The sequence below is a fragment of the Actinoplanes oblitus genome (assembly GCF_030252345.1).
Classification (GTDB): Bacteria; Actinomycetota; Actinomycetes; order Mycobacteriales; family Micromonosporaceae; genus Actinoplanes; species Actinoplanes oblitus.
Genome location: NZ_CP126980.1, coordinates 3,674,598 through 3,690,502 on the forward strand (window position 1 = coordinate 3,674,598; position 15,905 = coordinate 3,690,502).

The 15,905-nt window shown below is 73.1% G+C and carries 17 protein-coding genes; 7 read left to right on the forward strand and 10 right to left on the reverse strand.

Going from position 1 to position 15,905, the window contains the following annotated elements; translation table 11 throughout:
* Positions 1–9: 9 nt before the first annotated feature.
* From Actob_RS16435 to Actob_RS16450, 4 genes are all read left to right on the forward strand, one after another.
* A complete protein-coding gene (locus Actob_RS16435; RefSeq protein ID WP_284921064.1) occupies positions 10–588 on the forward strand; it encodes an RNA polymerase sigma factor in 579 nt (192 codons plus the stop codon).
* Entirely contained in the window at positions 551–1,246 is a 696-nt protein-coding gene (locus tag Actob_RS16440) for an anti-sigma factor (protein ID WP_284921065.1), read from the forward strand. The genes Actob_RS16435 and Actob_RS16440 overlap by 38 nt, the downstream gene beginning before the upstream one ends.
* Positions 1,247–1,509: 263 nt before the next feature.
* Positions 1,510–2,904: a hypothetical protein gene (locus Actob_RS16445; RefSeq protein WP_284921066.1), complete on the forward strand. Its 1,395-nt coding sequence runs from the start codon at positions 1,510–1,512 to the stop codon at positions 2,902–2,904.
* A 51-nt stretch (positions 2,905–2,955) separates the two neighbouring features.
* Positions 2,956–3,141, forward strand: a complete 186-nt coding sequence (locus tag Actob_RS16450) for a LacI family DNA-binding transcriptional regulator (RefSeq protein WP_284921067.1) — start codon at positions 2,956–2,958, stop codon at positions 3,139–3,141.
* A 118-nt stretch (positions 3,142–3,259) separates the two neighbouring features.
* Here the strand turns inward: Actob_RS16450 and Actob_RS16455 are convergent, their stop codons facing one another.
* Entirely contained in the window at positions 3,260–4,006 is a 747-nt protein-coding gene (locus Actob_RS16455; protein WP_284921068.1) for a sulfite exporter TauE/SafE family protein, read from the reverse strand.
* Positions 4,003–5,478, reverse strand: a complete 1,476-nt coding sequence (locus Actob_RS16460) for a tetratricopeptide repeat protein (protein ID WP_284921069.1) — start codon at positions 5,476–5,478, stop codon at positions 4,003–4,005. The genes Actob_RS16455 and Actob_RS16460 overlap by 4 nt, the downstream gene beginning before the upstream one ends.
* A gap of 151 nt (positions 5,479–5,629) precedes the next feature.
* Between Actob_RS16460 and Actob_RS16465 the strand changes: the two genes are divergently transcribed.
* The gene (locus Actob_RS16465) at positions 5,630–6,646 is read left to right on the forward strand and encodes an ArsR/SmtB family transcription factor (RefSeq protein ID WP_284921070.1); all 1,017 of its coding nucleotides are present in this window, start codon (positions 5,630–5,632) and stop codon (positions 6,644–6,646) included.
* 12 nt (positions 6,647–6,658) lie between these two features.
* Here the strand turns inward: Actob_RS16465 and Actob_RS16470 are convergent, their stop codons facing one another.
* Positions 6,659–7,276: a hypothetical protein gene (locus tag Actob_RS16470; RefSeq protein ID WP_284921071.1), complete on the reverse strand. Its 618-nt coding sequence runs from the start codon at positions 7,274–7,276 to the stop codon at positions 6,659–6,661.
* Positions 7,277–7,359: 83 nt separating this feature from the next.
* On the opposite strand from Actob_RS16470, the gene Actob_RS16475 reads away from it, so the two are divergent.
* Positions 7,360–8,124, forward strand: coding sequence for a lipase family alpha/beta hydrolase (locus Actob_RS16475; RefSeq protein ID WP_284921072.1), 765 nt, complete (start codon positions 7,360–7,362; stop codon positions 8,122–8,124).
* Positions 8,125–8,405: 281 nt separating this feature from the next.
* Here Actob_RS16475 and Actob_RS16480 read toward each other — a convergent pair whose 3' ends face one another.
* The 5 genes from Actob_RS16480 to Actob_RS16500 form a co-directional block, all read right to left on the reverse strand.
* The gene (locus Actob_RS16480; protein ID WP_284921073.1) at positions 8,406–9,239 is read right to left on the reverse strand and encodes an ABC transporter permease; all 834 of its coding nucleotides are present in this window, start codon (positions 9,237–9,239) and stop codon (positions 8,406–8,408) included.
* Complete coding sequence (locus Actob_RS16485) at positions 9,236–10,144, reverse strand: ABC transporter ATP-binding protein (RefSeq protein WP_284921074.1); 909 nt, start codon at positions 10,142–10,144, stop codon at positions 9,236–9,238. Before Actob_RS16485 ends, Actob_RS16480 begins: the two co-directional genes overlap by 4 nt.
* Positions 10,141–11,223 (reverse strand): LolA family protein, encoded by a 1,083-nt coding sequence (locus Actob_RS16490; RefSeq protein ID WP_284921075.1) that lies wholly within the window; start codon positions 11,221–11,223, stop codon positions 10,141–10,143. Before Actob_RS16490 ends, Actob_RS16485 begins: the two co-directional genes overlap by 4 nt.
* A 100-nt stretch (positions 11,224–11,323) precedes the next feature.
* Positions 11,324–11,806, reverse strand: coding sequence for a DUF6232 family protein (locus tag Actob_RS16495; RefSeq protein ID WP_284921076.1), 483 nt, complete (start codon positions 11,804–11,806; stop codon positions 11,324–11,326).
* Between the two features lie 121 nt (positions 11,807–11,927).
* Positions 11,928–13,070 (reverse strand): FAD-dependent oxidoreductase, encoded by a 1,143-nt coding sequence (locus Actob_RS16500; protein ID WP_284921077.1) that lies wholly within the window; start codon positions 13,068–13,070, stop codon positions 11,928–11,930.
* Positions 13,071–13,365: 295 nt separating this feature from the next.
* Between Actob_RS16500 and Actob_RS16505 the strand changes: the two genes are divergently transcribed.
* Positions 13,366–13,641: a hypothetical protein gene (locus tag Actob_RS16505; protein WP_284921078.1), complete on the forward strand. Its 276-nt coding sequence runs from the start codon at positions 13,366–13,368 to the stop codon at positions 13,639–13,641.
* A 47-nt stretch (positions 13,642–13,688) separates the two neighbouring features.
* Here the strand turns inward: Actob_RS16505 and Actob_RS16510 are convergent, their stop codons facing one another.
* Together Actob_RS16510 and Actob_RS16515 are read right to left on the reverse strand one after the other, a co-directional pair.
* Entirely contained in the window at positions 13,689–14,456 is a 768-nt protein-coding gene (locus Actob_RS16510) for an SDR family NAD(P)-dependent oxidoreductase (RefSeq protein ID WP_284921079.1), read from the reverse strand.
* 67 nt (positions 14,457–14,523) lie between these two features.
* Complete coding sequence (locus tag Actob_RS16515) at positions 14,524–15,753, reverse strand: PP2C family protein-serine/threonine phosphatase (RefSeq protein ID WP_284921080.1); 1,230 nt, start codon at positions 15,751–15,753, stop codon at positions 14,524–14,526.
* Positions 15,754–15,905: the final 152 nt, after the last annotated feature.

Sequence of the window (15,905 nt, forward strand, 5' to 3'; positions counted from 1 at the left end):
GGAGGTCGATTGAGTTCCGACGACGAGCTCGCCGAGCGATGGCGCGACGGCGACGAGAAAGCCCTGCGGACCGGCTATGACCGGCACGGCGCGGCCGTGCTCTACCTGGCGCAGCGCCTGCTGGCCAACCGGTCGGACGCGGAGGACGTCACCCAGCTGACCTTTGTGGCGGCCTGGGCGGGACGGGACACGTTCGATCCGCAGCGCGGCACGCTGCTGAGCTGGCTGCTCGGCATCGCGCGGCGCAAGGCCGTCGACCGCCTGCGGTCCGTGGCGCGTGACGACCGCCTGACCGCGACGGTACGGGCGCAGCTCACCTCCTCGGACGAGCGGGAGACGCCGGAACGCGTCGTCGACCGTCTCGTGGTCGCCGACGAGCTGAGCCGGCTGCCCGACGAGCAACGCCGCACGCTGGAGCTGGCGTTCTTCGACGATCTCACGCATCCCCAGATAGCGGCGGTCACCGGGCTGCCGCTCGGTACGGTCAAGAGTCATATCCGGCGCGGTATGGCGAACCTGCGACGTCGTTGGGAGGTGGACGGTGCAGCACGTGGATCCCGATCGGCTGGTCCTTCTCGCGCTCTCTGAGGAGGAGACCGAGGCGAGCGAGGCGGAACACCTGATGGGTTGTGCCGGCTGCCGGCACGACTTCGAGGCGCTGCGGACGGTGGCCGACCTCGGCGCCGAGGCCGAGGAGCTGCGTGACCTGCCGCCCCCGCCGGAGCGGATCTGGCGGGCCATCGAGGCGGACGTCAGCGGGCCCGCGCGGCGGCCGGCACCGGTCACCGACCTGGCCGGCCGGCGTGGCCGGTTCCGGCGGAGACTGCCGGTGCTCCTGGCCGCGGCCGCCGTGGTGCTGGCGGTGGCCGGCACGGTGGTGGTCGACAGGTTCCTGTCCCGGCCGCCGGCCGAGCAGGTGACCGCCCGGGCGACGCTGAGCCCGCTGCCCGCCGTGCCGGATGTGGCCGGCGGCGACGTCCAGGTGCTGGCCGACGGGCAGCTGCGCATCGACGTGCGGAACCTGCCGCTGACCACCGGCTTCCACGAGGTGTGGCTGATCGACCCGGACGACCTGACGAAGATGGTGGCCCTCGGCAACCTGACCGATCGGGCGGACGCGCTGCTGCCGGTGCCGCCGGGCACCGATCTGCACCGCTACCGGCTGGTCGACGTCAGCGACGAGCCGCACGACGGCGACGCCGCGCACTCCGGGCACAGCCTGCTGCGGGGAACTCTCACGAACTAGCTAGTCGCATCCGCCGGCGGTCCGGTCGCCGGTGGGTGCGCGCCCACCGGCACTCCGGGAGCGGCCGCGACGTCGATCGGCGGTCGTGGAGGTGGCCTCATCGACCGATTGACGGGCCTGCCGAACGTGAGGAAAGTCGGCATCGCGGCACTGGAACAGGGCTGCTCGAACCGGTCTCGGGGCTGACGCCCGGCCGCGGAGCCCGTCGAGTGCGTCCGCGGGACCGGCTGACGCGTCGGCCGGTCCGCCGAGAGGAGTGCACCATGCCTGACGATCTCGCCGGTGAGTACATCGAACGCAAAGAAGACCGCAAGCTGGGATTCGGCTACAACAAGTTCACCGCCGGCCCCTCCGCCTCGCCGGCCGTCGTGGGCACCGTCGGCCAGCCCCGCGAGGGGCAGGGGGTGGCGTCCGGCATCGACTCGATCACCGAGGTCAGCGAGCTCCATCAGTCGTTCGGGGTCGACGTCGACGTGTCCGCCAGTTACCTGACCGCGTCGGCGAGCGCGAAGATGAAGTACACGCGGGAGTTCGACTCGTCCACCTACTCGATGTATGTCGTGATCTGGGTCCGGGTGGACGACTCGTTCCAGCAGTTCGACGAGCCGGTGTTGCACCAGGACGCCACCGAGCTGCTCAAGACGCGGAACAGCACGCGGTTCCACGAGCGGTTCGGCGACTACTGGATCTCCGGGGTCTCCTACGGCGGCGAGTTCTTCGCCACGTACCAGATCACCGCGACCAGCGAGGAGCAGCGCGAGGAGATGGCCGCCCAGGTGCACGCGGCCTTCAACGGCGTGATCACGTCGGCGGAACTGAACGTCAGCATCGATGCCAAGTCGAAGGACTCGCACAACCGGGTCGAGGTGCGACTGGTCGAGTTCCGCCAGGGGGCGGTCACCCACGCGGACCTGGATCTGGAGGCGGTGAAGGAAACCGCGAGGGCCTTCCCCCAGCTGGTGCGCGAGAAGCCCTATCCCTACCGGGTCAAGCTGGAGGCGTATGAGGCGCTGCGGCTGCCCACCGACGACTTCGACTTCTACCAGAACCAGAAGCAGTCCGACGTGCTCGCCGACCTCGCGAGGAAGCGGCTCGAGTTCCTGAAGCTGCGCGACGACATCAGATACATCCTGGCGAATCCGCAGGACTTCATGAACGTCGACGGATCCGAGGTCGGCAAGCCCGAGCTCACCAAGACCTACAACGATGTCGTCGATCAGCTGAACAGCCTGGCCACCGACGCCTCCGCCTGCTCACGGGACGCCTCGGCGTGTCGGTTCACCCAGGCCGAGGTGGCCAAGTACGTCCTGCCGGTGCCCCGGCCCAGGGACAACATCGCGGTGGTGTCGCTGGTGGGCCTCCGCGCCCACGCGATCATGGTGGCCGCGGCCGACCGGCCGCGCGACTACCCGAGCTTCCGGGCCGAGGCGCTGGCCGCCGAGGAAGGGGACTCCCGGGGCATCGTGGTCACCGAGGAGCAGTACCGGTTCCTGCACTCGGGCATCAAGGTCAAGTTCGACAAAACTCCGCCGAACCCGTCCGGATACACCGCTTACCACCAGTGGGTCATCGGCCAGAAACCGGATCGCGGCACCGTCGGGTCAGGCGCCGAGATCCTGCTGACCGTCAAGATCGGCTCGAATGTCCCGCCGGGATGACCGCCACCGCGGGCACCCTCGGCCACGTCGATGGACGTTATCGTCACGACTATGACCAAGCAGCGTCCGACCCTGGCCGACGTGGCGCGGGTGGCCGGCGTCTCGCGGGCCACCGCGTCGCGCGCGATCAACGGTGCGTACGGCATCTCGGCGGAGTCCCGGGACCGGGTCCGGGCGGTCGCCGCCCGGCGTCCGGGCCGGTTGCCGACCTCGCTCACGGTCCGCGGTTCGAGCTGACCGCCGGAGCCAGGCTTACGGTACGACGGGAGCACGGTCCCCGGCCGGCGGCGTCCGGGCGCCGCACGGCGTACCGGAAACGGGTCGACGCGCGAGCGGGCGGCGGACCGCGACCCGCTCAGGTGCGGAACAGGACCACCGCGACGACGGTGGCGAAGACGACGATCGTCCAGCGCAGGACCTCGGACGGCAGGCGACGGGCCAGGCGCGCGCCGAAGAAGCCGCCGACGACCGTGGCCGGGGCGAGGACGGCGACGACCGCCCAGTTCACCGGGCCGAAGATGCTGTAGATCAGTACCGTGGTGCCGCCGACGACGGCGGAGAAGACGTTCTTCAGGGCACTGACGCGCTGCAGCGTGTCGTCCAGGACCAGGGCCAGCCCGGCGATCAGCAGCACACCCATCGCGGCGTTGAAATAGCCGCCGTACAGGCCGCAGAGCAGCACCGCGAGGCGGAAACGGAACGCCGCCTGACGCTGTCTCGGCTGGCCGGCCAGGGCGCGCAGCCGGTTCTGGAAGGCCATCATGCCGGCGGCCGCGAGCAACAGGAACGGCACCACCACGTCGAACACCGAGCGCGGCGTGAACAGCAGCAGCGCGCTGCCGCCGAGCGTGCCGAGCACCGCCACCGGGATCAGCGCGCGGATCCGCCGGCCCTGGCCGGCCAGGTCGGGGCGGCTGCCGACGGCGCTCGCGGCGTAGCCCGGAGCCACCGACAGCGCGTTGCTGACGTTCGCCGCGACCCCGGGCAGGCCCAGCCCGACCAGCAGCGGAAAGGTGATCAGTGAGCCGCCGCCGGCGATCGCGTTGATGGCACCGGCGACCAGCCCGCCGCCGAGCAGGACGGCCACCTCCCCGGGCGTCATCCGGCGTAGCGCGGCTCGGTGAGACGGCGGCGGAACTCGGCGTGCGCGGATTGGAAGACGGCGTTGAGGCGTTCCAGCTCGGCCTCGGACGGCTCGCGCTTGAGCTCGACGTTGACTTTGAAGTCGTCGTCGACGATCGCCACGTCCAGGGCGGCGAGCAGGTCGGCCGGCAGCCGGGTCAGCACGAACTCGCGGAACGCCTCGGCGATCGTGCCGGCCATGTCGCCGCAGCCGCACGTGCGTCCCTCCCGGACCGCGCCGAGATGGCTGCGCCCGACTATCGCGTCGGGGTGGGCCGGGCCGAGCAGCGGCAGGGTCTCCTCCAGCACCGTGCGGGCCTCCGGCAGCCGCTCCTCGTGCTGCAGGAACAGCCCGAGCGCCACCCCGGCCCGGCCGACCGTCTCGTGGTCGGCGCCGCGGCGGGCCTGCGCCACCGCCTCGGTCAGCCGCTGCTCGGCCGGCCCCGGCTGGCCGGCGTCGCGCAGCGCGATGCCCCAGTTCCGCAGCACCTGGCTCTGCAGCTCGGGGCGGCCGACCCGCTCGGCCCGCGAGTACGCCGCCCGGTACGTCTCCAGCGCCCCGGCCGGGTCGCCGGCGTCGCCCTGGGCCATCGCCAGCCCGAGCGCCGCCATCACCGCCTCCTCCTGGCGGCCCTGCCGGTCGTAGGAGGCCAGCACCCGCTCGATCGCCGCCACCCGGCCGGCCTGGTCGCCCAGGTCCTGCCCCAGGTTGGCGAGCACCGACAACGCGTTCAGAGTGGCCTGGTGGTCCGGGCCGAGGCGCTCCTCGACCGCCGCGATCAGCAGCGCGACCAGATCCTTCGAGGCCGGGTCGCCGTGGTCGACGGCCTGCAGGACGACGTGCGCGATCTGCTCGACCACCTCGTCGGGCAGCTCGGCCAGGCCGACGAAGACCGGGTCGGTGGAGTCGGAGGCGTGCACCACCACGGCCCGCAGCGCCAGCGCGGAGGCGACCCGCTCGTGACCGTTGCTCCACAGGTTCCGCACGGCCTCCTCGACGACCTGCCGGGCCTCGGCGAGGTGGCCCCGGTGCAGCAGCAGGTCGGCGAGGGGCTCCAGGCCGAACGCGTACCCGGCGTGCTCCCGGCCGTAGAACGCGAGCCGCTCCCGGACGCCCTGCCGCAGCTCGTGCTCGGCCTCGTCGAGCCGGCCGGCGAAGCGCAGCGCCATGCCCAGGTTCAGCCGGTAGGTCAGCTGGTCCTTGTGCGACTCGTGGTCCACCGGCGGCGCGCCGGCGGCCTGCCGGAAGCACTCGATGGCGCGGTCCAGCTGGTCGGCGTTGAGCAGCACGTTGCCCAGATCGCACTGGGCGGACGCCCAGGCGGGGCTGCCGGCGCCGTGCCGCTCGGTGACGGTCTGCAACTCGCGGGCCATCACGTTCTCGGCGTCGACCAGGCGACCCTCGCGCAGCAGGGCGAAGGCGACATCGACCGGAGTGGGGGCGGTGGTCACGCGGGGCAGTCTACGAGGGTGGTGGGCGACGGGTCGCCCACCACCTGCCACGCCCCCGATGACCTACTCGCTCAGCCTCGTCCCGGCGCCCCGGCCGATCAACCACATTCCGTCCTGGCTAAAACACCACAGTGGACGCCAGGATGAGAGGGTGCTGCGCATCCACTTCACGGTCGCGGACGCCATGAAGGTCCGGGTGGTCGTGCTGGGCCCGCTCGCCGAGCTGCAACTCAGCCTCCATCGGTTGCAGCGGCCAGGACACCCGAGCTGGTTCGACAGCTGGCGGGCGCCGACCGTGGCCGGCGTCCGGGCGCTGTCCCCGGATGTCGCGGACCTGGCCCGCTACCTGGCGCCGGCGGCCGGCCTGGTCGACCTGTTCACCCTGGTCGGGCCGGCGGACGAACACACCGAGGCGGTCGATCGGCTGTGCCGGGCGCCGGCCGGGCCGCTGCGGCACGAGTTCGGTTTCGCTCCCGAGGTGGCCGGCGTCCCGGCCGGCTGGATCGGCGACTTCGCGCACGGCGACCGGGCCGCGCGGGAACGGCTGACCAGCGCCCTGGACGAGTATCACGCGCTGGCGATCCGGCCGTACTGGCAGCGGATCCGGGCCGTGCTCGACAACGAGCGGGCCACCCGGGTCGACGTGATGGCCACGCACGGGCTGGACGCGATGCTCGCCGGGATGGCGCCCACCCTGCACTGGCGGGCGCCGGTGCTGGAGGTGCCCGGCTATCTGGGAGTCAACCGGCAGGGCGCCGGCACCGTCACCGACGTGCACCTGCGCGGCCGCGGCCTGGTGCTGGCCCCATCGCTGTTCAGCAACGCCGATCCGGGCCTCTTCACGCCGTGGAACGACGAGCCGGCCGTGCTGCTCTACCCGGTGAGCCTCGACCCCCGGGCCGCGATGCGGCTGTGGCACCGCCCGGGCGAGACCGGCGAGCGGGCCCTGGCCGGGCTGCTCGGCGGGACCCGGGCCGCCGCGCTGCGGGTGATCGCCGGCGGCTGTACGACATCGGAGCTCGCCCAGCGGATCGGCATCTCACCCGGCGGCGCCAGCCAGCACGCGACGGTCCTGCGCGAGGCGGGCCTGGTGGTCAGCCACCGGCACCGCAACACCGTCCGGCACACCCTGACCGACCTGGGCCTCGGCCTGCTCGACGGGGCCTGATCCCGGCGCCGGTCACCGCAGGGCGCCACCCACCCGGGGAATGCCGAAGTTGCGCGAGATCAGGTCGGTGACCAGCGACGACATCGTCTGGGTGTCCCCGCCGGTGGCGGACCACAGCATGGCCGCGGCCGCGCCGTCCACCCGCACCGTCACGGCGGGCAGGATCCGTGCCTCGGCGGTCTGCGCGGGCGCGAGGTCGGCCGGGGCCGGCGCCGGCCGGGGAGCCGCCGCGGGCGGTGCGGCGACGGCCGGTTGCTGCCGGCAGGTCAGGCAGCCGCCGGTGAGCCCGGTGAGCACGTACCGGGAGACCACTTCCCGGTTCATCGGCTTCCACCACCGGTCCCCGCACCAGGAGCAGGCGACGCCGGGCACGTAGGCCGCGGCGGCGGCGTGCGCTTCGGCCGCCTCCCGCGGGTCCTCGGCGAGTTCGCCGGGACGCTGCAGGATGTCCGGGCCGCCGGAGAGCGCGAGCCAGCGGGGCCGCCCGGCCGCCGGGGTGCACGCCCAGTAGCGCTGCGCGCGGGCGTACCCGTCGGCGTCCGCCCGGGGGAGACGCCGCAGCGCCAGGGTGAGCAGTCCGCGCCCGTCGGGTCCGATGGTCAGCGTGAAGCGGTCCGCCTGTTCGGTCATGGCCCGATCATCGGCATCGCGTCGTACGGGACAAGGGAAACGGCCGGGCGCTTCCGGGCATGGCTTCCGGGCATGATGGAGGGGTGTCACCACGACGGCGGGTTCTGTTGCTCGGCGTTGCCTGCCTGGTGGTGGCCGCGGTGGTGGCCGGCCTGCTGGTCCGATGGCGCGGCGCCGGCGCCGGGACCCGCCCGGACCAGGCCCGGCCGGGCACCGTGCTGCTGGTGCCGGGTTACGGCGGCGGCCGGACCGCGCTGACCCGGCTCGCCCAGCGGATCGAGGACACCGGGCGCACCGCCCGGGTTCTGACGCTGCCCGGGGACGGCGACGGCGACCTGCTGGACCAGGCCGCGGTGCTGGACGCGGCGGTGCGCGACGCGCTGCGGGCCGGGGCGCCCTCGGTGGACGTGGTCGGCTACTCGGCGGGTGGCGTGGTGACCCGGCTGTGGGTGGACCGGCACGACGGCGCCGCGGTGGCCCGCCGGGTGGTGACGCTCGGCTCGCCGCTGCACGGCGCCCGGCTGGCCGGGCTGGGCGTGGCGCTGGCACCGGGCGCCTGCCCCCGGGCCTGCCGGCAACTCGCGCCCGGCAGCGACCTGCTGCGCGATCTCGACGAGCCGCTGCCCGACGGCCTGCCGTGGTTGTCGATCTGGACGGAGAACGACGAGACGGTGCAGCCGCCGGACTCGGCCCGCCTCGACGGTGCGATGAACCTGCCGTTGCAGCGGCTCTGCCCGTCGGCGCGGGTGGCGCACGGGGAGCTGCCCACCGATCCCGGGGTGACCGCGCTGGTGCTGGCCGCCCTCGGCCCCGATCCGCTGACCACCCCGACCACCTGCCCCACCTGACCAGCCCCGCCCGCCGGCCCCGACCCCGGCTGGCCCCCAGCGTGGTGTCCCGGGCCGGGAGACCACCGTGAGTGCCAGCCCGTGCCGGTGTGGCTGGTGTTCAGGGTGGTGTCGCGGGCTGGGAGACCACCGTCAGTGCCAGCCCGTGGTGGTGTGGCTGGTGTTGAGGGTGGTGTTGCGGGCTCGGAGACCACCGTCAGCGCCAGCCGGGGCTGGTGACTCGGGGCCGCGGCTGGGACGGGGCCATGACGGGGTGGGAGCGGGCTGCGGGCGTACCGAAATCAGGTGGTGATGTCCTTGGTGAGGAAGTTTGCCCAGGCGGCGCCGAGCAGCACCACCAGATAGACCAGCTGGATGCCGGCACCGCGCTCGATGTCGCGCCACAGCACCGGGTCGCGGAAGAAGTCGATCCAGGCCAGCCAGTAGCGGGTCGGCAGATAGGGGCGGATCGCCGCGGCCGCGTCCAGGGTGACCAGGACCTGGCTGGTGACCAGGACGGCGAGCGCGCCCATCGCGGCGCCGAGCGCGGAGTCGGTGACAGTGGACAGGAACAGGGCGATCGCGGCGACGCCGAGCATCGAGATCACGATGTAGCCGACGGTGCCGAGCAGGCGCAGCGCCAGACCGGCCGGGCTGATCGTGACACCGGACAGCGACGTCACGTCCGGTGGCAGCGTCACGCCCGCCGCGCTGGTCGACACCCCGAAGAGCAAGACCCCGCTGAGGTACGCCGTGAGCACCACCGTGAGGATCGCGAAGAGGACGAAGGTCACCAGCGCGACGAGCTTCGCGACCAGCAGGCGGGTCCGGCCGACCGGGCGGATCAGCAGGTAGCGCAGGGTGCCGGCGGACGCCTCGCCGGCCACCGCGTCGCCGGCCAGCACCGCCACCGACACCGGCAGGAAGATCGGCAGGACCAGGGCCATCGCCGCGGCCGGGTAGAGCGCGCCGTTGCTGAGCACCGCGGACAGGAACGCGCCACCCTGCCCGGGCGGCGGCGGGATCCGGGTGGTGGCCAGGAAGATCGCGACGATGAGCGGGAGCGCGCAGAGCAGGCCGGCGATCACGTACGTCCGTGGGCGCCGGAAGAGTTTCGCCAGTTCGACCCGGATCATCCGGCGACCTCCACCCGGTCGGCGCTGGTGGTGGTCGCTGCCAGGACCACCTGTTCGAGGGTGCGCCGCTCGGCGCCGATGGCGGTGACCGTGACGCCGGCCGCGACCAGCTCGGCGTTGAGCGCGCCCGGGTCGTCGTGCCGGACCGTCAGGGTCTGACCGTCGCGGTGCTCGACCCGGCCGTCGAGCAGCGCCACCACCCGTTCCGGGGACGGGGTGCCGACGGTGACCCGCCCGGTCGGGGCGCGCAGCCGGCCCAGGTCGTCCTGCAGCACCAGGCGGCCGCGGTCCATCACCCCGACCCGGGTGCAGAGCGCGTCGATCTCGGCGAGCAGATGGCTGGAGAGGAAGACCGTGGTGCCGTCCCGGTTGAGCTCGGTGAGCAGGTCGCGGATCTCCCGGATGCCGCGCGGGTCGAGGCCGTTGGTCGGCTCGTCCAGGATCAGCAGCCGGGGGCGGCGCAGCAGGGCGCCGGCCAGGCCGAGCCGCTGCCGCATGCCGAGCGAGTAGGCGCGCACCGGTCGGCGGTCGATGCCGGCCAGGCCGACCCGTTCGAGGGCCTCGGCGACCCGCCTCCCTCGGCCCCGCCGGCCGCCCGGGCCGGCCGCGTCGAACAGGGCCAGGTTGGCGCGGCCGGACAGGTGCGAGTAGGCGGCCGGGCCCTCGACCAGCGCGCCGATGTCGGGCAGCACGTCGTGTGCGCGTCGCGGGATGGGCCGGCCGAGCACCTCGATCGTGCCGCGGGTGGCGAAGACCAGGCCGAGCAGCATCCGGACCAGCGTCGTCTTGCCGGAGCCGTTCGGGCCGAGCAGGCCGTAGCGGTCGCCCTCACGCACGTCCAGTTCGACGGCGTCGACGGCGACGACCCGGCCGTAGCGTTTGGTGAGATCGTGGGTGACGATCATCGGCGGACCTCGGTGGCGACCCGTTTCAGCAGGCCCGGGCCGACCAGCCCGGCGACCAGCAGGGTGTGGTCGTCGGCGCGCACGGCGAGCAGGTTGAGCAGCCCGGTGGTGATCGTCGCGGCGTCACCGCCGGGCAGCGGCTGGCCGTACGCGCTGATCTGCCGGTAGGCGGCGGCACCGAGCCGGTCCGGCAGGACGATTGCCACGAAGGCGGTGAGGCCGGAGCCGTACCGCGCGGCCACCGGCGTGGCGTGGGTCAGGAGGTGGCCGGCGAGGGTGTCCGGCAGGGTGGCGGGGCGCCGCTGGCCGAGCGTACGGAAGAGGTCGGGGGCTTCGGTCTCGGTGTAACCGATACCCGGTCGCGGCGCGGGCGGGGTCAGCGATCGCTCGTCCGGGGTGCCGAAGTGGATTTCCAGGAAGCGGGTGACGAAGACCGGGCGGGCGCCGCCCTTCGCGGTGATCTCGGCCTGCAGCGGGAGCCCCTGCGGGTCGGCCCAGACATCGACGTGCGCGACAGTGGTGTCCGGACCGGACGGGATCAGCCGCAGACCGGCGGCCGCGATCCCGGCGACGCGCTTGGCGGGCAGCGGCTCGACGCGGTCGCCGCCCGCGGCGCCCAGGATCCGGCGGACCAGCTCGGGCGGGGTGAGGTCGGCGGCGCGGGGCAGCCGGACCGGTGGCTCGCCGGTGATCCGGGTCAGCTGGTTGTCACCGTAGTCCCAGGTGAACTCGGCCTCCGGGGTGCGGTAGAAGTCGGTCTCGGTGCCCGGGCCGAGCACGTCCACCCGCCAGCGGTCCGGTGCGGCGAACCAGGCGCGCATCTCGGTGGTGCCGCTGAGCAGATCGGTGACCTGCTGCAGCCGGGGGAGGGCGGGCAGGCCGAGCAGGCCGCTGCTCTGCACGTAACCGTGGTAGGGCCGGGCCGCGGAACCGAGGATCCGGGCCGGGTCGAGCGTGGCGGCGTGGACCGGCCAGGCGTCGCGGACCACCGGCACCGTGATCAGCCCCAGGGCGAGCGCGAGCACGAGTGTCCACCTGCGCAGGGCGTACGCGGTGACCACCGTGCGTCCGGTGTCCATAGTCAACCAACGTACCCCTGCCTCCCGGCGGTCCGGTGGAACGTCGAGGGCCAGGCTGACGTGCGGGATCCAGTCGGCGGGCGGCGGCCACGGGGTGGCGTCATGCTCGGTGATCGGCCCGTTCGGGTGGCGGCCGGGTCGCCGCGTCGTGGTCGGCGAGGGCCCGGGCCAGGGCTCGGCAGACCTGGCCGTAGCGGATGGCGTCGTCGGTGCGGAGGACCCGGACCGGGACGCGCGCCACGCTGATCCACAGTTCCTGGAGCCGGCCGTAACGACGGATGTCCTCCATCGCCTGCAGGCCCGACGAGCCGGCTGCCAGGTGCGCGATCACCCGTACCAGAAGAACCCCCGCGACCAGGAGCAGACCGCGACCGGCCCACAACCAGCGGGTGGTCAGCCAGATCGACGCCTCGACGGCCACCGCGACCAGCAGCACCACCCAGGCCAGCCGGGCCTTGGGGCCGGCCGCGCGCCGCGCCTCCCGCCAGGCCCGCTCGATGTCGGCCAGCGGATATGTCCGCCCGCCCACCCGGACGCCCGACGCGGCCACCGTGATGTCCGCGTCCCGGTAATAGATCCGCATCCCGCACCACCCATCCGACCATCAGGATGCGTCCGGACCGGTGCTCCCCGCACCGGGCGGCACCCGGGTGGGCGGGTCGGATATTCGCGGTATCTGGCAGGCCGCGTCGCCGCGCGGGCGCTCACTCGGGGCCGCCGAAGGACGCGAACATGTCGAGCAGCGACTGCGGCGCCTGGTCGTTGAAGATCACTTCGAGGTTGTCGGCCGACTCCTTGGCGACCTCGGCACTGCGGACGAAAAGCTCTTTCTCGTACGCCGTGAGCGCCGCCTCGATGTCGCCGGGGTGCGCGACGATCGCCTTGCCCAGCTCGGCACCGTCGAACATGGCCAGGTTGGCCCCCTCGCCGGCGAACGGCGACATCACGTGGGCGGCGTCGCCGAGCAGGGTCACCCCGGGGATCCGGTCCCAGCGGTGCCCGACCGGCAGCGCGTTGATGCTCCGCGGGATCAGGGCACCGTCCGCCTCGGTGATCAGGGTCTTGATCTCCGGTGCCCAGTCGGCGAACTCCGCCAGCAGCACGGCCTTGCCCTTGTCGGTGTCGGCCCAGTCGATGCCGTCGAGCCATTCCTGTGACGTCTTCAGGGCGATGTAGACGTGCAGGCTGCCGTCGGTCTCCCGGTGCGCCAGGAAGCCCCGGCCCGGGGCGAGCGCGAAGAGCATGCCGGCGCCGACGATCGAGGCCGGCACCGGGTGCCGCCTCGCCGCGTCGAGGTGGTCGGCCTCGATGAACGAGATCCCGGTGTACGCCGGTGTGGCGCCGGACAGCAGCGGCCGGATCCGTGACCACGCGCCGTCCGCGCCGATCAGCAGATCGGTGGTGACCGTCTCGCCGCCGTCGAAGGTCAGCTCGTGCCGGCCGTCGCCCAGCGCCCGGGCGGCGGTGACCTTCCGGCCCCACTCGATGGTGCCCGCGGGCAGCGAGTCGAGCAGGATCTGCCGCAACTGTCCCCGGTCGACCTCCGGCCGGTTCCCGTCGCTGTCCTCGTCGGTCTCGTCGGCGAGCACCGTGTTGTGCTTGTCGAGGATGCGCGTCGCCTGCCCGCCGGGGTGGATGATCGCCTGGAACTGCTCGAACAGGCCGGCCTCGCGCAGCGCCACCTGCCCGTTGTAGTCGTGGATGTCGAGCATCCCGCCCTGGGTCCGCGCGGCGGGCGACGCGTCCAGTTCGTAGATGGTGGCGGCGATGCCGTTGACGTGCAGGACGCGGGCCAGGATCAGGCCGCCCAGCCCGGCTCCCACGATGCTGATGGTCGGTGTGCTCATGTCTGCCTCCAGAGGTTCCGGTGTATCCGGCGAGATTCGCCGGACAGGTTGACGAACGCGATCGTAGCGAACATGTTCGTCAGTCACAACAGCGGACGCGGGCCCGGGATGCCGCGAAGACTTCGGCGTCCGCCGGAACCCCCTTTCGGCCCGGGCTGTGCCGCCGTTCGTTCCGCGGCGGGCAGCCGAACCGCCCAACTACGTCGACATGTGCATCTGCACGTGCATCAGCTCTTGAATCTGCGCGCGCAGCGGAGCAGGTTGTCTTGACAGAAGGGGAAAGGGGGCGGAAACAGTGAACAAGTGGGGGAAACGACCGAATCGCGGTCCCAGCCGGCCGATCCTCACCTTCGCCGAGGCGGACTACCGCCCCGGCGCCGGCCCGCTCCGCATGATCGTCCTGCGCGTGCGGTGGGACGCCCCGCGCCGCGAGAACGCCGAGGTCTGGTACGAGGTCGACGGCGTCGAGATGAGCCTCGACGGCCGCGAACTCGGCCGCCGCACCGCACTGGTGCGCGGCACCAAGCTGCGCCCCCTGCCGGACAACACCGGCCACTACCGCAGCCCGTGACGGCGATCCGGCGCCGTCGCTCAGGCGGCCGGCTACGGGATCGCGGGTCAGGCCCGGCGTTCGTCGAGCAGGTTGCCGCCGTCGACGACGAGCACCTGACCGGTGATGTAGCCGGCCTTCGCCGAGGCCAGGAACGCGACCGCGGCCGCCACCTCGGCCGGCCGTCCCGGCCGGCCCACCGGGGTCGCGGCGCCGGCCCGCAACTCCTCCGGCGTGCTGGACGCCGTCGCGATCCAGCCCGGCGCGACGCTGTTCACGGTCACCCCGTACGGCCCGGCCTCCAGCGCCCAGGTCCGGGTCAGGCCGTCCATGCCGGCCTTCGCCGCGGCGTACGCGGACTGACCCGGAACGCTGACCAGCGGGCCGGTCACCGAGGAGATGTTCACCACCCGGCCGTGGCCGCGCTCCATCATTCCCGGCAGCACCAGGCGGGTCACGTTGAAACAGGTGGTCAGGGTGACGGCGAGCTGCCTGTCGAACTCGCCGGGATCGAGGTCGGCCAGCTCGGCGGACCGGTCGCCGTACCCGGTCTGGGCCATGCCGGCGTTGTTGACCAGGACGGCCACCTCGCCGATCGTCGCGCGGACCTCGTCGACCAGGCGTTGCGCCTGATCGCGGTCGCGCAGGTCGGCGACCAGCCCGGCGGTTCCGTGGCCCAGCTCGGCGGCGCGGTCGTGCACCCGGGCGGTGGTGGCCGTGATCGCCACCCGGAACCCGGCCTCGATCAGCTCCCGCGCGATCGCGAAACCGATCCCGTCCGGGCTGCCGGCCCCGGTCACCAGCGCCGTCGCGGTACTGCCGTCCGATCTCATCATGATCATCCCATCATGGCGGACGGCGTGCCCTCGGTCTCGCCGAAGCCGGGACGGGTGCCGGATCCGTTCAGCTCGCGGGCCAGTGCAGGTAGAGGACGGCGGTGTCGTCGCTGTGCCGGCCGGCGTCGGCGGTCTGGATGCCGGCCATCAGCGCGTCGACGTACCGGCCGGGGTCGTCGATGGTGGCCAGGCTGGCGGCGAGGTCGATGAAGCGGTCCTCGCCCAGCCGGGTGCCGTCCTCGCAGAAGCTCTCGATGACGCCGTCGGTGTAGAGCAGCAGTCCGGCGCCGGCCGGCACGGTGACGGTGGTCTCGCGCCAGCGGGCCCGGCCGGGCGCCATGCCGAGGCCGGGACCGTAGATGACCGGGGCCGGGTAGACGCGATCCCGGGTGACGATCAGCGGGGCCGGGTGGCCGGCGCTGAGCAGCACCACCTCACCGGTGGCCGGGGTGACGCCGACGGTGCAGACGGTGGCGAACATGCCGTCGTGCGGGCGTTCGGCGACCAGTACCTGTTCGAGCAGTCGCATCCGGTCGACTTTGCGCAGGCCGGCCAGGGTGAGGGTGCGCCAGCCGAAGCGCAGGCCGACGCCCATCGCCGCCTCGTCCGGGCCGTTGCCGCAGACGTCGCCGATCATGGCGTGGATGACGCCGTCGGTGGTCTGCACGACGTCGTAGAAGTCGCCGCCGAGCAGTGAGCGCTGCTGGCCGGGCAGGTAGCGGCTGACCACGGTGACCGCGGTGTCGGCCAGCAACGGCTTGGGCAGCAGGCCACGCTGCAGCCGGGTGTTCTCGTCGGCTTGCAGCCGGCTGTCGCCGAGCCGGCGTTCCGCCGTCTGTACGCGTTTGCGCTGCACGGCGTAGCGGATGGTGCGGGCCAGCAGGGCCGCGTCGACCTGATCCTTGACCAGGTAGTCCTGGGCGCCGGCGGCGACCGCCGCGGAGCCGGTGGCGGCGTCGTTGAGGCCGGTGAGCACCAGCACCGCGGCGTGTGGCCACTGCCGCAGCACCCGGTGCAGCGCGTCGAGTCCCCGCCCGTCGGGCAGGTGCAGGTCCAGCAGGATGCACTCCGGCTCGTAGCCGATGCCGAAGCCTTGCGCGAGGGTGCCGACGTGATCGAGGCGGGCGTCGAGGTCGCTGTCGGCCAGGTGCTCCCGCACCAGCAACGCGTCACCCGGGTCGTCCTCGATCAGCAGGATGACGATGCCGGCGACCGATCGGTCGGCGTCCGGGCTGCGATGGGACGGCCCGTTCTGGCCCGGCAGCGACGTGACGGCCCTGCGTCCGTCAGCGATCACGGCACTACCTCTTTCTCACCTGCCGCCAGTCGGCGGCCGCTCGGGTGGCACAGGGCCGACGACGACGGTCTCATGATCGTGATGGCAGCCGAACTCAGTATGATGCGGCGCACAGCCGGTCGGCCGAGCCGTCACGTCCGGCTCGACAGCGG

Bases quoted from the DNA above. Each gene is read 5' to 3' on its own strand.
- Actob_RS16495 (WP_284921076.1), bottom strand. From the start codon at position 11,806: ATGCGGATCTATTACCGGGACGCGGACATCACGGTGGCCGCGTCGGGC.
- Actob_RS16500 (WP_284921077.1), bottom strand. From the start codon at position 13,070: ATGAGCACACCGACCATCAGCATCGTGGGAGCCGGGCTGGGCGGCCTG.
- Actob_RS16455 (WP_284921068.1), bottom strand. From the start codon at position 4,006: ATGACGCCCGGGGAGGTGGCCGTCCTGCTCGGCGGCGGGCTGGTCGCC.
- Actob_RS16470 (WP_284921071.1), bottom strand. From the start codon at position 7,276: ATGACCGAACAGGCGGACCGCTTCACGCTGACCATCGGACCCGACGGG.
- Actob_RS16480 (WP_284921073.1), bottom strand. From the start codon at position 9,239: ATGATCCGGGTCGAACTGGCGAAACTCTTCCGGCGCCCACGGACGTAC.
- Actob_RS16490 (WP_284921075.1), bottom strand. From the start codon at position 11,223: ATGGACACCGGACGCACGGTGGTCACCGCGTACGCCCTGCGCAGGTGG.
- Actob_RS16485 (WP_284921074.1), bottom strand. From the start codon at position 10,144: ATGATCGTCACCCACGATCTCACCAAACGCTACGGCCGGGTCGTCGCC.
- Actob_RS16510 (WP_284921079.1), bottom strand. From the start codon at position 14,456: ATGATGAGATCGGACGGCAGTACCGCGACGGCGCTGGTGACCGGGGCC.
- Actob_RS16445 (WP_284921066.1), top strand. From the start codon at position 1,510: ATGCCTGACGATCTCGCCGGTGAGTACATCGAACGCAAAGAAGACCGC.
- Actob_RS16450 (WP_284921067.1), top strand. From the start codon at position 2,956: ATGACCAAGCAGCGTCCGACCCTGGCCGACGTGGCGCGGGTGGCCGGC.